At 56.0% G+C, this 20,990-nt stretch carries 22 protein-coding genes and 1 pseudogene; 19 read left to right on the forward strand and 4 right to left on the reverse strand.

Annotated elements, in window-relative coordinates; genetic code table 11:
* Positions 1-3 precede the first annotated feature (3 nt).
* The 9 genes from eutJ to eutR all read left to right on the forward strand — a co-directional run bounded on the left by eutJ (position 4) and on the right by eutR (position 9,330).
* The gene (eutJ, locus tag EOS98_RS06655; protein WP_000929675.1) at positions 4-843 is read left to right on the forward strand and encodes an ethanolamine utilization protein EutJ; all 840 of its coding nucleotides are present in this window, start codon (positions 4-6) and stop codon (positions 841-843) included.
* Positions 833-2,020 carry an ethanolamine utilization ethanol dehydrogenase EutG gene (gene eutG, locus EOS98_RS06660; protein ID WP_001147501.1) on the forward strand — a complete coding sequence of 396 codons (1,188 nt, stop codon included), beginning with the start codon at positions 833-835 and terminating at the stop codon, positions 2,018-2,020. The genes eutJ and eutG overlap by 11 nt, the downstream gene beginning before the upstream one ends.
* A 119-nt stretch (positions 2,021-2,139) precedes the next feature.
* Positions 2,140-3,366, forward strand: a complete 1,227-nt coding sequence (gene eutH, locus EOS98_RS06665) for an ethanolamine utilization protein EutH (protein ID WP_126523925.1) — start codon at positions 2,140-2,142, stop codon at positions 3,364-3,366.
* The gene (eutA, locus tag EOS98_RS06670; RefSeq protein WP_080087591.1) at positions 3,363-4,766 is read left to right on the forward strand and encodes an ethanolamine ammonia-lyase reactivating factor EutA; all 1,404 of its coding nucleotides are present in this window, start codon (positions 3,363-3,365) and stop codon (positions 4,764-4,766) included. Before eutH ends, eutA begins: the two co-directional genes overlap by 4 nt.
* Before the next feature lie 11 nt (positions 4,767-4,777).
* Positions 4,778-6,139, forward strand: a complete 1,362-nt coding sequence (gene eutB, locus EOS98_RS06675) for an ethanolamine ammonia-lyase subunit alpha (protein ID WP_000769990.1) — start codon at positions 4,778-4,780, stop codon at positions 6,137-6,139.
* 18 nt (positions 6,140-6,157) lie between these two features.
* Positions 6,158-7,054 carry an ethanolamine ammonia-lyase subunit EutC gene (gene eutC, locus EOS98_RS06680; protein WP_127821154.1) on the forward strand — a complete coding sequence of 299 codons (897 nt, stop codon included), beginning with the start codon at positions 6,158-6,160 and terminating at the stop codon, positions 7,052-7,054.
* Between the two features lie 9 nt (positions 7,055-7,063).
* A complete protein-coding gene (gene eutL, locus EOS98_RS06685; protein ID WP_001111056.1) occupies positions 7,064-7,723 on the forward strand; it encodes an ethanolamine utilization microcompartment protein EutL in 660 nt (219 codons plus the stop codon).
* Positions 7,724-7,735: 12 nt separating this feature from the next.
* Positions 7,736-8,230: an ethanolamine utilization microcompartment protein EutK gene (gene eutK / locus EOS98_RS06690; RefSeq protein WP_126523927.1), complete on the forward strand. Its 495-nt coding sequence runs from the start codon at positions 7,736-7,738 to the stop codon at positions 8,228-8,230.
* A gap of 47 nt (positions 8,231-8,277) precedes the next feature.
* Positions 8,278-9,330: an HTH-type transcriptional regulator EutR gene (gene eutR, locus EOS98_RS06695; RefSeq protein WP_000753665.1), complete on the forward strand. Its 1,053-nt coding sequence runs from the start codon at positions 8,278-8,280 to the stop codon at positions 9,328-9,330.
* A gap of 169 nt (positions 9,331-9,499) precedes the next feature.
* Here the strand turns inward: eutR and EOS98_RS06700 are convergent.
* The 4 genes and pseudogenes from EOS98_RS06700 to amiA form a co-directional block, all read right to left on the reverse strand.
* Positions 9,500-9,703: pseudogene (locus EOS98_RS06700) on the reverse strand (DUF1963 domain-containing protein); the annotation flags it as partial.
* A 75-nt stretch (positions 9,704-9,778) separates the two neighbouring features.
* Positions 9,779-10,108, reverse strand: coding sequence for a hypothetical protein (locus EOS98_RS06705; protein ID WP_023242678.1), 330 nt, complete (start codon positions 10,106-10,108; stop codon positions 9,779-9,781).
* Positions 10,109-10,128: 20 nt separating this feature from the next.
* On the reverse strand, positions 10,129-11,028 hold the full coding sequence (gene hemF, locus EOS98_RS06710) for an oxygen-dependent coproporphyrinogen oxidase (RefSeq protein WP_001619258.1): 900 nt from the start codon (positions 11,026-11,028) through the stop codon (positions 10,129-10,131).
* 2 nt (positions 11,029-11,030) lie between these two features.
* Positions 11,031-11,900: an N-acetylmuramoyl-L-alanine amidase AmiA gene (gene amiA, locus EOS98_RS06715; RefSeq protein ID WP_000102880.1), complete on the reverse strand. Its 870-nt coding sequence runs from the start codon at positions 11,898-11,900 to the stop codon at positions 11,031-11,033.
* Positions 11,901-12,112: 212 nt separating this feature from the next.
* Here amiA and EOS98_RS06720 point away from each other — a divergent pair, with 212 nt between their 5' ends.
* From EOS98_RS06720 to cysM, 10 genes are all read left to right on the forward strand, one after another.
* The gene (locus EOS98_RS06720) at positions 12,113-12,538 is read left to right on the forward strand and encodes a GNAT family acetyltransferase (RefSeq protein ID WP_000406008.1); all 426 of its coding nucleotides are present in this window, start codon (positions 12,113-12,115) and stop codon (positions 12,536-12,538) included.
* The gene (locus EOS98_RS06725) at positions 12,525-12,974 is read left to right on the forward strand and encodes a DUF2919 domain-containing protein (protein WP_126523928.1); all 450 of its coding nucleotides are present in this window, start codon (positions 12,525-12,527) and stop codon (positions 12,972-12,974) included. The genes EOS98_RS06720 and EOS98_RS06725 overlap by 14 nt, the downstream gene beginning before the upstream one ends.
* A gap of 61 nt (positions 12,975-13,035) precedes the next feature.
* On the forward strand, positions 13,036-13,611 hold the full coding sequence (locus tag EOS98_RS06730) for an RpoE-regulated lipoprotein (protein WP_000838971.1): 576 nt from the start codon (positions 13,036-13,038) through the stop codon (positions 13,609-13,611).
* 94 nt (positions 13,612-13,705) lie between these two features.
* The gene (gene yfeX / locus EOS98_RS06735; protein WP_000084583.1) at positions 13,706-14,605 is read left to right on the forward strand and encodes a porphyrinogen peroxidase; all 900 of its coding nucleotides are present in this window, start codon (positions 13,706-13,708) and stop codon (positions 14,603-14,605) included.
* Between the two features lie 237 nt (positions 14,606-14,842).
* Positions 14,843-15,634 (forward strand): SDR family oxidoreductase UcpA, encoded by a 792-nt coding sequence (gene ucpA, locus EOS98_RS06740; protein ID WP_000517460.1) that lies wholly within the window; start codon positions 14,843-14,845, stop codon positions 15,632-15,634.
* A gap of 157 nt (positions 15,635-15,791) precedes the next feature.
* Positions 15,792-16,808, forward strand: coding sequence for a thiosulfate/sulfate ABC transporter substrate-binding protein CysP (gene cysP, locus EOS98_RS06745; RefSeq protein ID WP_000290273.1), 1,017 nt, complete (start codon positions 15,792-15,794; stop codon positions 16,806-16,808).
* Positions 16,808-17,641, forward strand: a complete 834-nt coding sequence (gene cysT / locus EOS98_RS06750) for a sulfate/thiosulfate ABC transporter permease CysT (protein ID WP_000881746.1) — start codon at positions 16,808-16,810, stop codon at positions 17,639-17,641. Before cysP ends, cysT begins: the two co-directional genes overlap by 1 nt.
* Complete coding sequence (gene cysW, locus EOS98_RS06755) at positions 17,641-18,516, forward strand: sulfate/thiosulfate ABC transporter permease CysW (protein WP_000852705.1); 876 nt, start codon at positions 17,641-17,643, stop codon at positions 18,514-18,516. Before cysT ends, cysW begins: the two co-directional genes overlap by 1 nt.
* A complete protein-coding gene (cysA, locus tag EOS98_RS06760) occupies positions 18,506-19,603 on the forward strand; it encodes a sulfate/thiosulfate ABC transporter ATP-binding protein CysA (RefSeq protein WP_000021076.1) in 1,098 nt (365 codons plus the stop codon). The genes cysW and cysA overlap by 11 nt, the downstream gene beginning before the upstream one ends.
* Positions 19,604-19,670: 67 nt before the next feature.
* Positions 19,671-20,582, forward strand: a complete 912-nt coding sequence (gene cysM / locus EOS98_RS06765) for a cysteine synthase CysM (protein ID WP_126523929.1) — start codon at positions 19,671-19,673, stop codon at positions 20,580-20,582.
* The last annotated feature ends 408 nt before the right edge of the window (positions 20,583-20,990 follow it).

The raw sequence follows: 20,990 nt of genomic DNA on the forward strand, positions 1-20,990 counted from the left end.
CTCATGGCGCACGACGAACAACTCTGGCTCACTCCAAGACTGCAAAAAGCGGCGGCCCTGTGTAACCAGACGCCCGCCGCCAGCGATACACCGCTGTGGCTGGGCGTCGATTTGGGCACCTGCGACGTGGTGTCGATGGTGGTCGACGGCAACGCCCAGCCGGTGGCGGTATGCCTTGACTGGGCCGACGTTGTGCGTGACGGCATCGTCTGGGATTTCTTCGGCGCCGTCACCCTCGTGCGCCGCCATCTCGACACCCTTGAACAGCAGCTCGGCTGCCGCTTTACCCACGCGGCGACCTCGTTCCCGCCGGGCACCGACCCGCGTATTTCGATCAACGTGCTGGAGTCTGCCGGGTTAGAAGTCAGCCACGTACTGGATGAGCCGACGGCGGTAGCGGATCTGCTGGCGCTTGATAATGCAGGCGTGGTGGATATTGGCGGCGGCACTACCGGCATTGCCATCGTCAAACAGGGCAAGGTGACTTACTCCGCCGATGAAGCCACTGGCGGGCACCATATCTCCCTGACGCTGGCGGGCAACCGCCGTATTCCCCTGGAAGAGGCGGAACAGTACAAACGCAGCAATGCGCAGGAGATTTGGCCGGTAGTGAAGCCGGTGTACGAAAAGATGGCGGAGATCGTTGCTCGCCACATTGAAGGGCAAGGAATTGCTGATTTATGGCTGGCGGGCGGTTCCTGTATGCAGCCGGGCGTGGAGGCGTTATTTCGCCAGCGTTTCCCGGAATTACAGGTGCATTTACCACAGCACAGCCTGTTTATGACCCCGCTGGCGATAGCTAACAGCGGGAGAGCGAAAGCGGAGGGACTCTATGCAAGCTGAACTACAGACGGCGCTGTTTCAGGCATTCGACACCCTGAATCTGCAACGGGTGAAAACGTTCAGCGTACCGCCGGTCACGCTGTGCGGACTTGGGGCGCTCGGCGCCTGTGGACAGGAAGCGCAAGCGCGAGGCGTAAGCCATCTGTTTGTGATGGTCGACAGCTTCCTGCATCAGGCGGGAATGACCGCGCCGCTGGCACGCAGCCTGGCGATGAAGGGCGTGGCGATGACGGTCTGGCCGTGTCCGCCTGGCGAGCCGTGCATTACCGACGTTTGCGCGGCGGTGGCGCAACTGCGTGAGGCGGCGTGCGACGGCGTAGTGGCCTTTGGCGGCGGTTCGGTGCTGGACGCGGCGAAAGCGGTTGCCCTGCTGGTTACTAACCCTGACCAGACGCTGAGCGCCATGACCGAGCACAGTACATTACGCCCGCGTCTGCCGCTGATTGCGGTGCCGACCACCGCCGGAACCGGTTCTGAAACCACCAACGTGACGGTGATTATCGACGCGGTCAGCGGGCGCAAGCAGGTGCTGGCGCACGCGTCACTAATGCCGGACGTGGCGATTCTTGATGCTGCCGTGACCGAAGGCGTTCCGCCAAACGTGACGGCGATGACCGGTATCGATGCGTTGACGCATGCGATTGAGGCCTACAGCGCGCTCAACGCCACGCCGTTTACCGACAGCCTGGCGATTGGCGCGATAGCGATGATTGGCAAATCGCTGCCGAAAGCCGTGGGTTACGGCCACGATCTGGCGGCGCGTGAAAATATGTTGCTGGCCTCCTGTATGGCGGGAATGGCCTTTTCCAGCGCCGGTTTGGGGCTGTGTCATGCGATGGCGCATCAGCCAGGAGCGGCGCTGCATATTCCGCACGGCCAGGCCAACGCCATGCTGCTGCCAACAGTCATGGGCTTTAACCGGATGGTTTGCCGCGAGCGCTTCAGTCAAATCGGTCGGGCGTTAACCAATAAGAAATCGGACGATCGCGATGCGATTGCGGCGGTGAGCGAGCTGATTGCCGAAGTGGGGCAGAGCAAACGGCTGGCTGACGCTGGCGCCAAACCCGAACACTACAGCGCGTGGGCGCAAGCCGCGCTGGAGGATATTTGTCTGCGCAGTAACCCACGCACCGCCACACAGGCACAGATTATCGACCTGTACGCGGCTGCCGGGTAATGCCTGTAGGCCGGATAAGGTGCTCGCACCGCCATCCGGCAATAACACGGCGTTAATGCCGGAGGCGACGTAAACGTCTTATCCGGCCTACAAATCATAAATGGCAGGGAGTAAGGGCTATGGGAATTAACGAAATCATCATGTACATCATGATGTTCTTTATGCTGATTGCCGCCGTGGACAGAATCCTGTCGCAGTTCGGCGGGTCGGCGCGCTTTCTCGGTAAATTCGGCAGGAGTATCGAGGGGTCTGGCGGCCAGTTTGAAGAGGGCTTTATGGCGATGGGCGCGCTGGGACTGGCGATGGTCGGTATGACCGCGCTGGCGCCGGTGCTGGCGCATGTACTGGGGCCGGTTATTATCCAGGTATACGAAATGCTGGGCGCGAACCCATCCATGTTCGCGGGTACGCTACTGGCCTGTGATATGGGCGGATTCTTCCTCGCCAAAGAGCTGGCCGGCGGTGATGTCGCGGCGTGGCTATACTCAGGGTTAATACTTGGGTCGATGATGGGACCGACCATTGTGTTCTCCATTCCGGTGGCGCTCGGCATTATCGAACCGTCTGACCGCCGCTACCTGGCGCTTGGCGTACTGGCGGGTATCGTCACCATTCCCATTGGCTGCATTGCGGGGGGATTGATCGCCATGTACTCAGGCGTGCAGATCAATGGTCAGCCAGTGGAGTTTACCTTCGCGCTGATCCTGATGAACATGATCCCGGTATTGATCGTCGCGGTGCTGGTAGCGCTGGGGCTGAAGTTCATCCCGGAAAAAATGATCAACGGTTTCCAGATTTTCGCCAAATTTCTGGTGGCGCTGATCACCATCGGTCTGGCGGCTGCGGTGGTTAAATTCCTGTTGGGTTGGGAGTTGATTCCGGGACTCGACCCGATCTTTATGGCGCCAGGCGACAAGCCCGGCGAAGTGATGCGCGCCATTGAAGTGATCGGCTCTATCTCCTGCGTGCTGCTTGGCGCGTATCCGATGGTGCTGTTACTGACCCGCTGGTTTGAAAAACCGTTGATGAATGTCGGTAAACTGCTGAACGTAAATAATATTGCGGCGGCAGGCATGGTAGCGACCCTGGCGAACAATATCCCCATGTTCGGCATGATGAAGCAGATGGATACCCGCGGCAAAGTGATTAACTGCGCATTTGCCGTCTCTGCGGCGTTCGCGCTGGGCGACCATTTAGGCTTCGCCGCCGCGAATATGAACGCCATGATCTTCCCGATGATTGTCGGCAAGCTGATCGGCGGCGTGACGGCGATTGGCGTGGCGATGATGCTGGTGCCGAAAGATGACGCCGCCCAGGTGAAAACCGAAGCGGAGGCGCAATCGTGAACACTCGCCAGCTACTGAGCGTCGGTATCGATATCGGCACCACCACCACGCAGGTGATCTTCTCGCGCCTGGAGTTGGTTAACCGTGCGGCGGTGTCGCAGGTGCCGCGCTACGAATTCATCAAACGCGACATTAGCTGGCAAAGCCCAGTCTTCTTTACGCCCGTGGATAAACAGGGCGGTCTGAAAGAGGTAGAACTTAAAGCGCTGATTCTGGCCCAGTATCAGGCCGCAGGCATCGCGCCTGAATCGGTGGACTCCGGGGCTATCATTATCACCGGCGAAAGCGCCAAAACCCGCAACGCCCGTCCGGCGGTCATGACGCTCTCGCAGTCGCTGGGCGACTTTGTGGTCGCCAGCGCTGGGCCGCATCTGGAATCAGTCATTGCCGGTCACGGCGCCGGAGCGCAAAGCTTGTCTGAGCAGCGGATGTGTAGGGTGTTGAATATTGATATCGGCGGCGGCACGTCTAACTACGCGCTGTTTGACGCGGGAAAAGTCAGCGGCACCGCCTGCCTTAACGTCGGTGGTCGCCTGCTGGAAACCGATGCTCAGGGGCGCGTGGTTTATGCCCATCAGCCGGGGCAGATGATTATCGATGAGGTGTTCGGTTCGGGTACTGATGCTCGCGCCTTAGCTGCCGCACAGTTGGGACAGGTGGCGCGGCGGATGGCGGATCTCATCGTCGAGGTTATCACTGGCGCGCTCTCGCCGCTGGCGCAATCGCTGATGCAAACCGGGCTGCTGCCCGCCGATATTACGCCAGAGGTGATCACCCTTTCCGGTGGGGTAGGTGAATGCTACCGCAACCAACCTGCCGATCCGTTCTGCTTTTCTGATATCGGGCCGCTGCTGGCGACCGCGCTGCATGAGCACCCGCGTCTGCGCGAGATGAACGTGCAGTTTCCGGCGCAAACCGTGCGCGCCACGGTGATTGGCGCGGGGGCCCATACGCTCTCGCTTTCCGGCAGTACTATCTGGCTGGAAGACGTCCAACTGCCGCTGCGCAACCTGCCGGTGGCGATCCCGCAGGATGACGCCGATCTGGTGAACGCCTGGCGGCAGGCGCTTCTCCAGCTTGATCTCGACCCGCAAACCGACGCTTACGTGCTGGCGCTTCCCGCCACGCTTCCGGTGCGTTACGCCGCATTACTCACGGTCATCAACGCGCTGACGGCTTTTGTCGCGCGTTATCCCAATCCACATCCCCTGCTGGTGGTGGCCGAGCAGGATTTTGGTAAAGCGCTGGGCATGTTATTGCGCCCACAGTTACCGCAACTTCCGCTGGCGGTCATCGATGAGGTGGTCGTGCGGGCGGGAGACTATATCGACATTGGTACGCCTCTTTTTGGCGGATCGGTTGTGCCGGTGACGGTGAAATCACTCGCATTTCCTTCCTGAGGGAACGACTTATGAAACTAAAGACCACATTGTTCGGCAATGTTTATCAGTTTAAGGATGTAAAAGAGGTACTGGCTAAAGCCAACGAACTGCGTTCGGGGGATGTGCTGGCCGGGGTTGCCGCGGCAAGTTCGCAGGAGCGCGTAGCGGCAAAACAGGTACTGTCGGAAATGACGGTGGCGGATATCCGCAACAATCCGGTGATTGCCTATGAAGAGGACTGCGTGACGCGCCTGATTCAGGACGACGTCAACGAAACGGCCTATAACCGGATTAAAAACTGGAGCATCAGCGAACTGCGCGAATACGTACTGAGCGATGAAACCTCCGTGGACGACATCGCGTTTACCCGCAAAGGCCTGACCTCCGAAGTGGTGGCGGCAGTAGCGAAAATCTGCTCCAACGCTGACCTGATCTACGGCGGCAAGAAAATGCCGGTGATCAAAAAAGCCAATACCACCATCGGTATTCCGGGCACCTTTAGCTGCCGTTTGCAGCCGAACGATACCCGTGACGATGTACAGAGTATCGCCGCGCAAATCTACGAAGGGCTTTCTTTCGGCGCAGGCGATGCGGTGATCGGCGTTAACCCGGTGACCGATGACGTGGAGAACCTGACCCGCGTGCTCGACACCGTTTACGGCGTTATCGATAAATTCAATATTCCGACCCAGGGCTGCGTGCTGGCGCACGTCACCACCCAGATCGAAGCGATTCGTCGCGGCGCGCCGGGCGGACTGATTTTCCAAAGCATTTGCGGCAGCGAGAAGGGCTTAAAAGAGTTCGGCGTGGAACTGGCGATGCTCGACGAAGCGCGGGCTGTGGGGGCGGAGTTCAACCGCATCGCCGGGGAAAACTGCCTGTACTTTGAAACCGGGCAAGGGTCTGCGCTGTCGGCTGGTGCGAACTTTGGTGCCGACCAGGTGACGATGGAAGCGCGTAACTACGGGCTGGCGCGCCACTACGATCCGTTCCTGGTGAACACCGTGGTGGGCTTTATCGGGCCGGAGTATCTCTACAACGACAGGCAGATTATCCGCGCCGGTCTCGAAGATCACTTTATGGGCAAGCTGAGCGGCATCTCCATGGGCTGCGACTGCTGCTATACCAACCATGCCGACGCCGACCAGAACCTTAACGAAAACCTGATGATTCTGCTCGCCACTGCCGGCTGTAACTACATCATGGGGATGCCGCTCGGCGACGACATCATGCTCAACTACCAGACCACCGCTTTCCACGATACCGCCACCGTCCGTCAGTTGCTGAATTTACGGCCATCGCCGGAGTTTGAACGCTGGCTGGAAACGATGGGCATTATGGCAAACGGTCGTCTGACCAAACGGGCGGGCGATCCGTCACTGTTCTTCTGATGACGCGGGGATAACACCATGGATCAAAAACAGATTGAAGAAATTGTACGTAGCGTGATGGCGTCAATGGGACAGGACGTACCGCAGCCCGTCGCGCCGTCAACGCAGGCAGGCGCAAAGCCGCAGTGCGCCGCGCCGACGGTGACCGAAAGCTGCGCGCTGGATTTAGGTTCCGCAGAGGCAAAAGCCTGGATTGGCGTCGAGAATCCGCATCGTGCGGACGTGCTGACCGAACTGCGTCGCAGTACCGCTGCTCGTGTATGTACCGGGCGCGCTGGCCCACGTCCACGTACCCAGGCGCTGTTGCGCTTCCTGGCGGATCACTCCCGTTCGAAAGACACCGTGCTCAAAGAAGTGCCGAAAGAGTGGGTAAAAGCGCAAGGGCTGCTGGAAGTGCGTTCGGAGATCAGCGACAAAAACCTGTACCTGACGCGCCCGGATATGGGGCGTCGCCTGAGCCCGGAAGCCATTGACGCGCTGAAGTCGCAGTGCGTGATGAACCCGGATGTGCAGGTAGTGGTCTCCGATGGCCTCTCTACGGATGCGATTACCGCCAACTATGAAGAGATCCTGCCGCCGCTGCTTGCCGGTCTGAAGCAGGCCGGGCTGAACGTCGGCACGCCGTTCTTTGTGCGCTATGGCCGCGTGAAGATTGAAGATCAGATTGGCGAAATTCTCGGCGCGAAGGTCGTCATCCTGCTGGTGGGCGAACGTCCGGGGCTGGGGCAGTCGGAAAGTCTTTCCTGCTACGCCGTCTATTCCCCGCGCGTGGCGACCACCGTCGAGGCCGACAGAACCTGTATTTCAAACATTCATCAGGGGGGGACGCCGCCAGTAGAAGCCGCCGCCGTGATTGTGGATTTGGCCAAACGGATGCTGGAGCAGAAAGCGTCCGGCATCAACATGACCCGTTAAGGAGACATCATGCCTGCATTAGATTTGATTCGACCTTCAGTGACTGCCATGCGCGTGATTGCCTCCGTGAATGACGGCTTTGCGCGGGAACTTAAATTACCGCCACATATACGTAGCCTCGGACTCATCACGGCAGATTCTGATGATGTGACCTATATTGCCGCTGACGAAGCGACCAAACAGGCGATGGTGGAAGTGGTCTATGGCCGCTCCCTCTATGCCGGGGCGGCTCACGGGCCGTCGCCTACCGCTGGTGAGGTGTTGATTATGCTGGGCGGACCGAACCCGGCGGAAGTGCGCGCCGGTCTGGATGCAATGGTCGCCAGCATTGAAAACGGCGCGGCGTTCCAGTGGGCGAACGATGCGGAAAATACCGCATTCCTGGCGCATGTGGTTTCGCGTACCGGCTCGTACCTCTCGTCTACCGCAGGTATCGCGCTGGGCGATCCAATGGCCTACCTAGTGGCGCCGCCGCTGGAAGCGACATTCGGCATTGACGCGGCGATGAAATCCGCTGACGTTCAGCTGGTGACTTACGTGCCGCCGCCGTCGGAAACCAACTATTCGGCCGCGTTCTTAACGGGAAGCCAGGCCGCGTGTAAAGCCGCCTGCAACGCCTTTACCGACGCCGTGCTGGATATCGCCCGTAACCCTGTCCAGCGTGCGTAACGGAGGCTGCCAATGATCAATGCCCTGGGATTACTGGAAGTGGACGGAATGGTCGCCGCCGTCGATGCGGCGGATGCCATGCTGAAAGCGGCCAACGTGCGTTTGCTCAGTCATCAAGTGCTCGACCCTGGCAGGCTCACGCTGGTGGTGGAGGGCGATCTGGCGGCGTGTCGTGCGGCGCTGGATGCCGGAAGCGCCGCCGCGCAGCGCACAGGCCGTGTGATTAGTCGCAAAGAAATTGGTCGTCCGGAAGAGGACACCCAGTGGCTGATTGGCGGGTTTGCGCGTGCGACAACGCCGACTGAGAAAGCGCCCCAGGTACCCGCAACGCCTGAGTTCGCTGAAGCGTTACTGGCGCTGCTGGCATCAGTACGCCAGGGAATGACGGTGGGAGAGGTGGCCGCGCATTTTGGCTGGCCGCTGGAGCAGGCCAGAAACGTGCTGGAACAACTCTTTTCTGACGGAGCGTTGCGTAAACGCAGTAGTCGCTATCGCATCAAAAATTAATCTGTCGGAGGGCCGGGCGTCCTGGCGGGCGTCCGGCATAGAAGATCATGAAAAAGACCCGTACAGCGAATTTGCACCATCTTTATCATGAAGCGTTACCCGAAGACGTTAAACTTACGCCCAGAGTCGAGGTGGACAATGTTCATCAGCGACGGACGACGGATGTCTATGAACATGCTCTGACTATCACCGCCTGGCAGCAGATCTACGATCAGTTACACCCGGGTAAATTTCATGGCGAGTTCACGGAAATCCTGCTTGATGAGATTCAGGTGTTCCGTGAATACACCGGCCTGGCGCTGCGTCAGTCGTGTCTGGTTTGGCCAAACTCTTTCTGGTTTGGTATTCCGGCGACGCGCGGCGAACAGGGATTTATCGGCGCGCAGGGGCTCGGCAGCGCCGAGATTGCCACCCGACCGGGAGGCACTGAGTTTGAACTGAGCACGCCGGATGATTACACCATTCTGGGCGTCGTTATCTCGGAAGATGTTATTTCCCGTCAGGCCACGTTTTTGCATAACCCGGAAAGGGTGCTGCATATGCTACGTAACCAGTTAGCGCTGGAGGTAAAAGAGCAGCATAAAGCGGCGCTGTGGGGCTTTGTGCAGCAGGCGCTGGCCACCTTTAGCGAGAGTCCTGAAACCCTGCATCAACCTGCGGTGCGTAAGGTCTTGAGTGATAATTTGTTGCTGGCGATGGGCACGATGCTGGAAGAGGCGAAGCCGATTCATAGCGCCGAAAGCATCAGCCATCAGGGATATCGTAGGCTACTGTCGCGGGCGCGGGAATATGTGCTGGAAAATATGTCGGAGCCGCTGACGGTGCTCGACTTATGTAACCAGCTACACGTAAGCCGTCGCACGCTGCAAAATGCGTTTCACGCCATTTTGGGCATTGGCCCCAATGCGTGGCTGAAACGTATTCGCTTAAACGCAGTACGCCGGGAGTTGATTAGCCCGTGGTCGCAGAGCGCCACGGTCAAAGATGCCGCGATGCAGTGGGGATTCTGGCATCTGGGGCAATTTGCCACCGATTATCAGCAATTATTTGCCGAAAAACCGTCGTTGACGCTGCATCAACGGATGCGGCAATGGGCTTGATATTGATGGGTAGGCTCTCCGGTTGCTGATAACGTGCGCGTGTCGGGAATTGCCCGGTGGCGGCTGGCGCCTTACCGGGCCTACGGATTCGCTGCTGTCTGTGGTTGGTAGCCCGGACAAGGCACGCCAGCGCCGCCTCCGGGGAACCGCGCGCAATTTTGCCTCCGCTGATAAGCCCGTAAAGCATCCCATTGGCATATTTCTCAATATCTTCATAACTTATTTGTGCGAGGAACATTATCGTTTGCGCGCACGTTGGGCACGTTGGGTATTCCGCATCCTGAACCCAGGCCGGGTGGCCGCCGAGCTGTGAAAAGGTCGTGGGTGAATTAGGAACGGCCGTGGCGAAAACGGTGTTATATGCCGTACAACACTACCAGGTCAGAATGCGAATTACCGAGTTCTTTATCTACAATGAACTCGTTTATTTCTACGAGCCTGCTTTTATTCAACGGCCAACCGGATAGGCGATAAACAAACCGGCTATCGTCAAAATACATGCCAGTAGGCATAGCAAGATGCAGTTAACGCTTTTACGCGGAATATGAATAATAAAGCAGAGTAATGTTATCAGGGCCATGACCACAGGGATGGTCACCATATTGATAACCAGAAGCACGATCAGACCGAAGCTCACCCCTCCGCTATGAGGGATGAATATTCTTTCTTCAAAATATATTTCTAGTGTAATGGCAAGCAGGCAGCCAATAAAACTTATACCCAGATGGGGATGCCATTTGGCGTCACTGGTTACTACTTTTCGTGTATTTGTTTGCATTGTTTTACTTTATAAATAAGTTAAATCCAGTCGCGTACCTGAATAAACTCGCTCAGCGCCGCTTCCGGGCTACCCGCTTCCGGCTGCCAGTCGTACTCCCAGCGCACCAGCGGCGGCATCGACATCAGGATAGATTCAGTGCGCCCGCCGGTTTGCAGACCAAACAGGGTGCCTCTGTCCCACACCAGATTGAACTCCACGTAGCGACCGCGGCGATAAAGTTGAAAATTACGCTCCCGCTCTCCCCAGACCATCGCTTTGCGTCGTTCGACAATCGGTAAATACGCCTCGGTGTAGCCGTTGCCGACCGCCTGCATAAAGGCGAAGCAGTAGTCGAAATCCGGCGTATTCAAATCGTCAAAAAACAGGCCGCCGATACCGCGCTGCTCGTTACGATGCTTGAGGAAAAAGTAGTCATCGCACCACTTTTTATAGCGCGGATACACATCGTCGCCAAACGGCTGGCACAGGTCGCGGGCGGTGCGGTGCCAGTGAACGGCATCCTCTTCAAAGCCGTAGTAGGGCGTTAAATCGAACCCGCCGCCAAACCACCACACCGGATCGGCGCCCGGTTTTTCGGCAATAAAAAAGCGCACGTTAGCATGGCTGGTGGGAATATACGGATTGTGCGGATGCACCACCAGCGATACGCCCATCGCTTCAAAGCTACGCCCGGCCAGTTCTGGCCGATGCGCGGTGGCGGACGCGGGCATTGCATCGCCGTGAACGTGAGAGAAATTAACGCCCGCCTGTTCGAAAATCCCGCCGTTGCGTAATACCCGGCTGCGTCCGCCGCCGCCCGCTTCGCGTCGCCAGCTATCTTCGACAAAGTTTGCGCCATCCACAGCGGATAACGTTTGGCAAATATCATCCTGCAGGCGTAGCAGAAACTGTTTTACGTGATGTGCATCGGGTTTCATGATTACCGTTTCTTCGTGTGTGCTTTCTGATTATCAAACCAGTGAAAATAACTGATGATGCCGTTGGCGATCGCCGTAGCGATTTTCTGGCGAAACGCCGTCGTGCCCAGCAGGCGTTCTTCTTCCGGATTGGTAATAAACGAGGTTTCGACCAGTACCGACGGAATTGACGGTGATTTTAGCACCACGAAAGCCGCTTGTTCGGTAGTGCGGCTGTGTAATTTATGTATAGGTTTGATTTTCTTGAGAATATGCGAACCCAGCGTCAGACTGTTTTTAATCGTATCGGTTTGTACCAGATCAAACAAAACTTGTTGTAATAGATGATCCCGGTCAGTGGCTTTTTTACCCGCCACTTCGTCCGCGCGGTTTTCACGCTCGGAGAGATACTTCGCCATGGCGCTACTGGCCCCGCGGTTGGAAAGCGCAAAAACGGAAGCGCCCGCCGCTTTCGGATTGGTAAAACCATCGGCATGAATAGACATAAACAGATCCGCGCCGTGCTTATGGGCGATTTCCACCCGATCGTACAGCGGAATAAAGGTATCCCCTGTCCGGGTTAAACGCGCATCGATTCCGTGATTTCGCAAAATAGCGCGCACGTTTTTGGCAATTGCCAGCACGACGTGTTTTTCCTGAGAACCGTTGCGGCCAATCGCGCCGGTATCGATGCCGCCGTGTCCGGGGTCGAGCATCACCAGCCGTTTACTGCCGGTTTTTTTGGTTTTGGGTTTGCTGTGACCATTACTGGTTTTTAGCGTTTCTTCTTTGGCTATTGCGTGCGACATACCTGACAGCGTCAGGGCCGCCAGACCTGTTTTGAGTACCTGGCGGCGCGATGTGAGAGTTTTTAGGAGTTTAAAAGTGCTCATACGGCCTGAGTTGTGAAAATTAAGTTCAAGATGTTATATCGTATCGCGTAATCCGTTACGACGGTTGGTGATGAGAATTGTTTTACTTTTCATTTCAATACGTGACACATCGCCATTATGCCATTTTTTCCGCTACATCGCGTCAGATATTGGCTGAATCAGATGTTTGCGCCATAATCTTGGTTTTTCCACCCGAAAAGGCAACGAATACCATGGAAATACGCGTTTTTCGCCAGGAAGATTTCGAAGAGGTGATTACCCTCTGGGAGCGTTGCGACCTGCTGCGTCCATGGAACGATCCTGAAATGGATATTGAACGCAAGGTGAATCACGATGTCAGCTTGTTCCTCGTTGCGGAAGTTAGCGGCGAAGTCGTCGGTACGGTAATGGGCGGTTATGACGGGCATCGCGGCTCGGCGTATTACCTGGGCGTTCACCCGGAGTTCCGCGGGCGCGGCATTGCGAATGCGTTGCTTAACCGGCTGGAAAAAAAACTCATCGCTCGCGGGTGTCCGAAAATCCAAATTATGGTGCGTGATGATAACGACGTTGTGCTGGGCATGTATGAACGTCTGGGGTATGAGCATTCTGACGCCCTAAGTTTGGGTAAACGCCTGATTGAAGATGAAGAGTACTGAGTTTCATCCAGCCGATTATGATTTACACGGACGTTTACGCCTGCCGTTTCTGTTCTGGTGCGTACTGCTACTTCAGGCGCGCGCCTGGGTACTCTTTATCATTGCCGGTTCATCCCGTGGACAGGGTAATACTTTGTTAAACTTTTTTTATCCCGACCATGATAATTTTTGGCTGGGGCTGTTGCCCGGCGTTCCGGCGGTAGTGGCGTTTTTACTCAGCGGGCGGCGTGAAGCGTTTCCTGGTGTGTGGCGCTGGCTGCGCGGACTCCTGATCCTTGCTCAACTGGTGTCGTTGTGCTGGCTGCCGGTGATGTGGCTGGGTGGCGACCCGGTCAACGGCGTCGGGCTGGCGCTGCTGCTGGCGGACATCGTCGCGCTGATCTGGCTGTTAACCAATCAACGTTTGCGTGCCTGTTTTTCCCTTGAGAAAGAATAACGGCACTTTTTGGCGAACCCGCACTCCAACCAACGTTAATTAATAAAAGAAAGGAAGTGAGATGAAATCGCTGCGTTTGACTTTACTCGCACTGCCGCTGGCGCTGACCGGCTGCTCGACGCTCTCCTCGGTCAACTGGTCTGCCGCAAATCCATGGAACTGGTTTGGTTCCTCGACAGAAGTCACTGAGCAAGGCGTGGGAGCGCTGACCGCCGCCACGCCGCTGGAAGAGCCGGCTATTGCAGAGGCATTAGATGGCGATTATCGCCTGCGTAGCGGTATGAAAACCGATAACGGCAACGTGGTGCGCTTTTTCGAAGCGATGAAGGGCGACAGCGTCGCGATGGTGATCAACGGCGAGCAGGGAACCGTGAGCCGTATTGATGTGCTGGACAGCGATATCCCAACCGCCGCGGGGGGCAAAATCGGTACGCCGTTTAGCGACCTTTACAGCAAAGCGTTTGGTCACTGCGAGCCGGTTTCCAGCGATAGCCATACCAGCGTCGAATGTAAAGCCGAGGGAAGTCAGCATATTAGCTATGTTTTCTCCGGCGAGTGGAGCGGACCGGAAGGCTTAATGCCTCCTGATGACGTCTTAAAAAACTGGGACGTGCGCAAAATTATCTGGCGTCGTTAATTTGCGCCTGAACAAACCGCTTCGCTTAAAAACAAGGTAAAATAGCCTCCATTAATGCCACGACTGCGTGGCATTCTCATTTTCAGGAGGAATCATGTCTCAGGTTCAAAGTGGCATTTTGCCGGAACATTGCCGTGCGGCAATTTGGATTGAAGCCAATGTGAAAGGCGACCTGGACGCCCTGCGCGCGGCCAGCAGAACATTTGCCGATAAACTGGCGACCTTCGAAGTCAAATTTCCGGACGCCCATCTTGGGGCCGTTGTGGCGTTTGGCAACAACACCTGGCGTGCCCTGAGCGGCGGCGTCGGGGCGGAAGAACTGAAAGATTTTATTCCTTATGGTAAAGGGCTGGCGCCGGCCACGCAGTATGACGTGCTGATCCATATCCTTTCCCTGCGCCACGATGTGAATTTTTCTGTTGCCCAGGCGGCGATGGAAGCCTTCGGCGACTGTATCGACGTGAAAGAAGAAGTTCACGGCTTCCGTTGGGTGGAAGAACGCGATCTGAGCGGCTTTGTCGACGGGACAGAGAATCCGGCAGGCGAAGAGACGCGCCGTGAAGTGGCGGTGATCAAAGATGGCGTGGATGCCGGCGGCAGTTATGTGTTCGTGCAGCGTTGGGAACACAATCTCAAGCAACTTAACCGGATGAGTATTCACGATCAGGAGATGATGATCGGGCGTACCAAAGAAGCCAATGAAGAGATTGACGGCGATGCGCGTCCGGCAACATCTCACCTGAGCCGCGTCGATCTCAAAGAAGATGGCAAAGGGCTGAAGATTGTGCGTCAGAGCCTGCCATACGGCACCGCCAGCGGTACTCATGGTCTCTATTTCTGCGCTTACTGCGCACGCCTGCACAATATCGAACAGCAGCTTCTGAGTATGTTCGGCGATACCGACGGTAAACGCGACGCAATGCTGCGCTTCACCAAACCGGTGACTGGCGGCTACTATTTTGCGCCGTCGCTGGATCGCCTGTTAGCGCTATAAGGTAAAACCCTGTCGGATGGCAGCGCAAACGCTTTATTCGACCTACGATTGGTAGGCCTGATAAGCGCAGCGCCATCAGGCAGAACAGCATAAAAATGCCCATCCCCGCCTCCGCGGGGATTTTTTTACCTAATATTTACCTGAATTAGTGAGCTATTCCTCAGCACTTATTTGTTATTACTGTATTTTCAGTGTTAATGGAGTGTAAGACTCCATATTCAAAAGGAGACATTGAAAATGGGTAAACTCACGGGCAAGACAGCATTGATTACGGGCGCATCGCAGGGCATTGGCGAAGGGATCGCTCGCGTATTCGCACGCCACGGCGCGAACTTAATCTTGCTGGATATCTCCGATGAGATTGAAAAGCTGGCGGATGAGCTGGGCGGGCGCGGGCATCGCTGCACTGCCGTTAAGGCTGACGTCAGAGATTTTGCTTCGGTGCAGGCGGCGGTTGCGCGCGCCAAAGAGACTGAAGGTAGAATTGATATTTTGGTGAATAACGCTGGCGTGTGCCGTCTGGGCAACTTCCTCGATATGAGTGAAGAAGATCGCGATTTCCACATTGATATTAATATTAAAGGTGTCTGGAACGTCACCAAAGCCGTCCTGCCGGAGATGATTAAACGTAAAGATGGCCGCATTGTGATGATGTCTTCCGTCACGGGAGATATGGTGGCGGACCCGGGTGAGACGGCCTATGCGCTGTCAAAAGCCGCCATTGTCGGTTTAACCAAATCGCTGGCGGTAGAGTATGCGCAGTCCGGTATTCGTGTGAATGCCATTTGCCCCGGTTATGTAAGAACGCCGATGGCGGAAAGCATTGCCCGTCAGTCTAACCCTGACGATCCGGAATCGGTATTAACGGAAATGGCAAAAGCCATTCCGCTACGCCGTCTTGCCGATCCGCTGGAAGTAGGGGAACTGGCGGCATTTCTGGCTTCCGATGAGTCCAGCTATCTTACCGGAACGCAAAACGTCATTGATGGCGGCAGTACCCTGCCTGAAAGCGTAAGCGTAGGCGTCTGATTGATGCCGGTCTCCTCCCCGCGCCGCGTGGGGAGGGATTCTCTTATTCCCTTTTCAACTTTCAAATCATCAAACGGTATATAAAACCGTTACTCCTTTAGCACTGGTTATAAATATGATGACTATAAGAAAGTCATTAAATTTATAAGGGTGCGCAATGGCCGTTAACTTACTGAAAAAGAGACCCCTGACGCTGGCAGCAATGCTGTTACTGGCAGGGCAGGCGCAGGCAACGGAGCTGCTGAACAGCTCATACGATGTCTCCCGCGAGCTGTTTGCCGCCCTTAACCCGCCGTTTGAGCAACAATGGGCGAAGGATAACGGCGGCGATAAGCTGACGATTAAGCAGTCTCATGCCGGGTCATCAAAACAGGCGCTGGCGATTTTGCAGGGACTGAAGGCAGACGTCGTGACCTACAATCAGGTGACCGACGTACAGATTCTCCATGATAAAGGCAAACTGATCCCTGCCGACTGGCAAAGCCGTCTGCCGAACAACAGTTCGCCATTCTATTCCACGATGGGCTTCCTGGTGCGCAAGGGGAACCCCAAAAATATTCACGACTGGAGCGATCTTGTACGTTCCGACGTGAAGCTGATTTTCCCTAACCCGAAAACCTCCGGCAACGCCCGTTACACGTATCTGGCGGCATGGGGCGCGGCGGATAACGCGGACGGCGGCGATAAAGCCAAAACCGAACAGTTTATGACCCAGTTCCTGAAAAACGTCGAAGTGTTTGATACCGGCGGTCGCGGCGCTACGACTACCTTTGCCGAGCGTGGTCTGGGCGATGTGCTGATTAGTTTTGAATCGGAAGTGAACAACATCCGCAAACAATATGAAGCCCAGGGATTTGAAGTGGTGATCCCGAAAACGAACATTCTTGCTGAATTCCCGGTCGCCTGGGTGGATAAAAACGTGCAGGCCAACGGCACAGAAAAAGCCGCCAAAGCTTACCTGAACTGGCTGTATAGCCCGCAGGCGCAGACCATCATCACCCATTACTACTACCGCGTGAATAACCCGGAAATCATGGGCAAGCAAGCAGATAAATTCCCGCAGACCGAACTGTTCCGCGTGGAAGACAAGTTTGGTTCCTGGCCTGAGGTGATGAAAACGCACTTTGCCAGCGGCGGCGAGCTGGACAAACTGTTGGCGGCGGGGCGTAAGTAATGCTTGCCGTTTCTTCCCGACGCGTGCTGCCCGGCTTTACGTTAAGCCTCGGCACCAGTTTGCTGTTTGTCTGCCTGATCCTGCTGTTGCCGTTGAGCGCGCTGGTGATGCAGCTCTCACAGATGAGCTGGTCGCAATACTGGGATGTCGTGACCAACCCTCAGGTGGTGGCTGCCTATAAAGTGACGCTACTGGCGGCATTTGTAGCGTCGATTTTTAACGGCGTGTTTGGCCTGCTGATGGCGTGGATTTTAACCCGCTACCGTTTTCCTGGGCGCACGTTGCTGGATGCGCTGATGGATCTGCCATTTGCGCTGCCGACAGCGGTGGCGGGTCTGACGCTGGCCTCGCTGTTCTCAGTGAACGGTTTCTACGGTCAGTTTCTAGCGCAGTTTGATATCAAAGTGACCTATACCTGGCTCGGTATTGCGGTGGCGATGGCCTTTACCAGCATTCCATTTGTGGTGCGCACCGTCCAGCCGGTACTGGAAGAGCTGGGGCCGGAATATGAAGAAGCGGCACAAACCCTGGGGGCCACCCGCCTGCAAAGTTTTCGCAAAGTCGTGCTGCCTGAGCTGTCGCCTGCGCTGATTGCCGGCGTGGCGCTCTCTTTTACCCGTAGCCTGGGCGAGTTTGGCGCGGTGATTTTTATCGCCGGAAATATCGCCTGGAAAACAGAAGTGACCTCGCTGATGATTTTTGTGCGTTTGCAGGAGTTTGATTACCCCGCCGCCAGCGCCATTGCCTCGGTGATCCTTGCGGCGTCACTGCTGCTGCTGTTCTCAATTAACACTCTGCAAAGTCGCTTTGGTCGACGTGTGGTAGGTCATTAATGGCGGAAGTGACTCAATTGAAGCGATACGACGTCCCCCGTATTAACTGGGGAAAATGGTTTCTGATTGGCGTCGGGATGCTGGTTTCGGCGTTTATCCTGCTGGTGCCGATGATTTACATCTTCGTGCAGGCGTTCAGCAAAGGGTTAATGCCGGTACTGCAAAATCTGGCCGATCCGGACATGCTGCACGCCATCTGGCTGACGGTGTTGATTGCCTTGATCGCAGTGCCGGTGAATCTGGTGTTCGGCATTCTGCTGGCGTGGCTGGTGACGCGCTTTAACTTCCCCGGACGTCAGCTATTGCTGACCCTGCTGGATATTCCCTTTGCCGTCTCACCGGTGGTGGCCGGTCTGGTTTATCTGTTGTTTTATGGTTCCAACGGCCCGTTGGGCGGCTGGCTGGATGAGCATAATTTGCAAATGATGTTCTCCTGGCCGGGGATGGTACTGGTCACTATTTTTGTCACCTGTCCGTTTGTGGTGCGCGAACTGGTGCCAGTGATGCTCAGCCAGGGCAGTCAGGAAGATGAGGCGGCGATTTTACTGGGCGCATCCGGCTGGCAAATGTTTCGCCGCGTGACGTTGCCGAATATTCGCTGGGCGCTACTCTACGGCGTGGTGTTAACCAACGCCCGCGCGATTGGCGAGTTTGGCGCGGTGTCGGTGGTGTCCGGCTCGATTCGCGGCGAAACGTTATCGCTACCGTTACAGATTGAATTACTGGAGCAGGACTACAACACCGTCGGCTCCTTTACCGCCGCCGCATTGTTGACGCTAATGGCGATTATTACCCTGTTTTTGAAGAGCATGTTGCAATGGCGTCTGGAGAATCAGGAAAAACGCGCGCAACAGGAGGAAAATCATGAGCATTGAGATCGCCAGAATTAAGAAATCGTTTGGTCGTACTCAGGTACTGAATGATATCTCGCTGGATATTCCTTCCGGCCAGATGGTTGCCTTGTTGGGGCCGTCTGGTTCCGGCAAAACGACGCTGCTGCGCATTATTGCCGGGCTGGAACATCAGTCCAGCGGCCATATTCGTTTCCACGGTACGGACGTTAGCCGTCTGCACGCGCGTGAGCGTAAAGTCGGTTTTGTGTTTCAGCACTATGCGCTGTTTCGCCATATGACGGTGTTTGACAACATTGCTTTTGGTCTGACGGTGCTGCCGCGACGCGACCGCCCAACTGCGGCGGCGATTAAAACGAAAGTGACGCAATTGCTGGAGATGGTGCAACTGGCGCACCTCGCGGATCGTTTCCCCGCCCAGCTTTCCGGCGGACAAAAACAGCGCGTGGCGCTGGCGCGCGCGCTTGCCGTGGAACCGCAAATTCTACTGCTGGATGAACCCTTTGGCGCGCTGGATGCCCAGGTACGTAAAGAGTTACGTCGCTGGTTGCGCCAGCTACATGAAGAACTGAAATTTACCAGCGTCTTTGTCACCCACGATCAGGAAGAAGCGACGGAAGTGGCGGATCGGGTGGTGGTGATGAGTCAGGGCAATATCGAACAGGCTGATGCGCCGGATCGAGTGTGGCGTGAACCGGCAACCCGCTTCGTACTGGAGTTTATGGGCGAGGTGAACCGCCTGACAGGCACCGTCCGCGGTGGGCAGTTTCACGTTGGCGCGCATCGCTGGCCGCTGGGTTATACGCCCGCGTACCAGGGGCCGGTCGATCTGTTCCTGCGTCCGTGGGAGGTGGATATTAGCCGCCGCACCAGCCTGGATTCTCCGCTACCAGTACAGGTCATTGAGGCCAGCCCGAAAGGTCACTATACACAGCTAGTGGTGCAGCCGCTGGGGTGGTATCACGATCCGCTGACGGTGGTGATGGCGGGTGAGGATGTTCCGGTTCGCGGCGAGCGTTTGTTTGTTGGACTGCAAAAAGCGCGTCTGTATAACGGCGACCAGCGTATTGAAACGCGTGAAGAGGAACTTGCTCTGGCGCAATCGGCCTGATAGGTTAATTTGTATAGTTATCGCCCGGTGGCGCTACGCATACCGGGCTTTTTTACGAGCTGAAAACGTGAATACATTAGAACAAACGATCGGCAACACGCCGCTGGTCAAATTACAACGTCTGGGGCCGGATAACGGCAGTGAAATCTGGGTCAAGCTGGAAGGCAATAATCCGGCAGGATCGGTGAAAGATCGCGCGGCGCTATCGATGATTGTCGAGGCGGAAAAGCGCGGGGAAATTAAACCGGGCGATGTCCTGATTGAAGCGACCAGCGGCAACACTGGCATTGCGCTGGCGATGATTGCCGCGCTGAAAGGTTATCGCATGAAGCTGTTGATGCCGGACAACATGAGCCAGGAGCGTCGGGCGGCAATGCGGGCCTATGGCGCGGAACTGATTCTGGTCACTAAAGAGCAGGGAATGGAAGGGGCGCGCGATTTAGCGCTCGTTATGTCTGAACGAGGCGAGGGCAAACTGCTCGATCAGTTTAATAATCCTGATAATCCCTACGCCCACTACACGACCACCGGCCCGGAAATCTGGCGGCAAACGTCAGGTCGCATCACCCATTTTGTCTCCAGTATGGGGACGACCGGTACCATTACCGGCGTGTCGCGTTTTCTGCGCGAGCAGGAAAAGCCGGTCACTATCGTCGGCCTGCAACCGGAAGAGGGCAGCAGTATTCCGGGCATTCGCCGCTGGCCTGCGGAATATATGCCGGGCATTTTTAACGCCTCGCTGGTAGATGAGGTGCTGGATATTCATCAGAATGATGCCGAAAACACCATGCGTGAACTGGCCGTTCGTGAAGGCATTTTCTGCGGCGTGAGTTCCGGCGGCGCGGTAGCGGGCGCGTTACGCGTCGCACGAGCCACGCCCGGCGCGATAGTGGTGGCGATCATCTGCGATCGCGGCGACCGTTACTTGTCTACCGGCGTGTTTGGTGAAGAGCATTTCAGCCAGGGGGCAGGGATTTAAACTAACAGATTATTCTGCGGACCGATTCGTATTATAGAAACAGGGCGAGCATACTTTGTTAAACGGGCTTAACAATGTCATGTTTACCGCATTTAAATGCGGTGGCTTCAGGATGTGACTCGATTGAGTATCTTAAAAATAAACAAATCGATCGTATTTTGATCTTTTATTATTTGTTTTAACAAAGTGTGCTCGCCGCCCTGATCTGGCGCAAAGGTTTAGCGGGAAAGAGGCTCTGGCAATGGATCTGGGGCATGAAGATGGGCGTGGGTGGTACGTGGTACAAGTTTTATGGGAAGTGAAGTTAGGTTAATGAAATAACTATTGCCTAATGGTTTAGCGGTAATTTCGTGAACTTCCAGAAGTATAGACAGTTAATGGATAGAGCCAATATTTTTTGTAACTTAC

It is taken from the genome of Salmonella sp. SSDFZ69 (assembly GCF_004010755.1).
Classification (GTDB): domain Bacteria; phylum Pseudomonadota; class Gammaproteobacteria; order Enterobacterales; family Enterobacteriaceae; genus Salmonella; species Salmonella enterica.

Excerpts from the sequence above, each read along its gene's own strand:
- eutJ (WP_000929675.1), top strand. The coding sequence starts at position 4 with ATGGCGCACGACGAACAACTCTGGCTCACTCCAAGACTGCAAAAAGCG.
- eutG (WP_001147501.1), top strand. The coding sequence starts at position 833 with ATGCAAGCTGAACTACAGACGGCGCTGTTTCAGGCATTCGACACCCTG.
- eutH (WP_126523925.1), top strand. The coding sequence starts at position 2,140 with ATGGGAATTAACGAAATCATCATGTACATCATGATGTTCTTTATGCTG.
- eutB (WP_000769990.1), top strand. The coding sequence starts at position 4,778 with ATGAAACTAAAGACCACATTGTTCGGCAATGTTTATCAGTTTAAGGAT.
- eutC (WP_127821154.1), top strand. The coding sequence starts at position 6,158 with ATGGATCAAAAACAGATTGAAGAAATTGTACGTAGCGTGATGGCGTCA.
- eutL (WP_001111056.1), top strand. The coding sequence starts at position 7,064 with ATGCCTGCATTAGATTTGATTCGACCTTCAGTGACTGCCATGCGCGTG.
- eutK (WP_126523927.1), top strand. The coding sequence starts at position 7,736 with ATGATCAATGCCCTGGGATTACTGGAAGTGGACGGAATGGTCGCCGCC.
- eutR (WP_000753665.1), top strand. The coding sequence starts at position 8,278 with ATGAAAAAGACCCGTACAGCGAATTTGCACCATCTTTATCATGAAGCG.
- EOS98_RS06705 (WP_023242678.1), bottom strand. The coding sequence starts at position 10,108 with ATGCAAACAAATACACGAAAAGTAGTAACCAGTGACGCCAAATGGCAT.
- hemF (WP_001619258.1), bottom strand. The coding sequence starts at position 11,028 with ATGAAACCCGATGCACATCACGTAAAACAGTTTCTGCTACGCCTGCAG.
- amiA (WP_000102880.1), bottom strand. The coding sequence starts at position 11,900 with ATGAGCACTTTTAAACTCCTAAAAACTCTCACATCGCGCCGCCAGGTA.
- EOS98_RS06720 (WP_000406008.1), top strand. The coding sequence starts at position 12,113 with ATGGAAATACGCGTTTTTCGCCAGGAAGATTTCGAAGAGGTGATTACC.
- EOS98_RS06725 (WP_126523928.1), top strand. The coding sequence starts at position 12,525 with ATGAAGAGTACTGAGTTTCATCCAGCCGATTATGATTTACACGGACGT.
- EOS98_RS06730 (WP_000838971.1), top strand. The coding sequence starts at position 13,036 with ATGAAATCGCTGCGTTTGACTTTACTCGCACTGCCGCTGGCGCTGACC.
- yfeX (WP_000084583.1), top strand. The coding sequence starts at position 13,706 with ATGTCTCAGGTTCAAAGTGGCATTTTGCCGGAACATTGCCGTGCGGCA.
- ucpA (WP_000517460.1), top strand. The coding sequence starts at position 14,843 with ATGGGTAAACTCACGGGCAAGACAGCATTGATTACGGGCGCATCGCAG.
- cysP (WP_000290273.1), top strand. The coding sequence starts at position 15,792 with ATGGCCGTTAACTTACTGAAAAAGAGACCCCTGACGCTGGCAGCAATG.
- cysT (WP_000881746.1), top strand. The coding sequence starts at position 16,808 with ATGCTTGCCGTTTCTTCCCGACGCGTGCTGCCCGGCTTTACGTTAAGC.
- cysW (WP_000852705.1), top strand. The coding sequence starts at position 17,641 with ATGGCGGAAGTGACTCAATTGAAGCGATACGACGTCCCCCGTATTAAC.
- cysA (WP_000021076.1), top strand. The coding sequence starts at position 18,506 with ATGAGCATTGAGATCGCCAGAATTAAGAAATCGTTTGGTCGTACTCAG.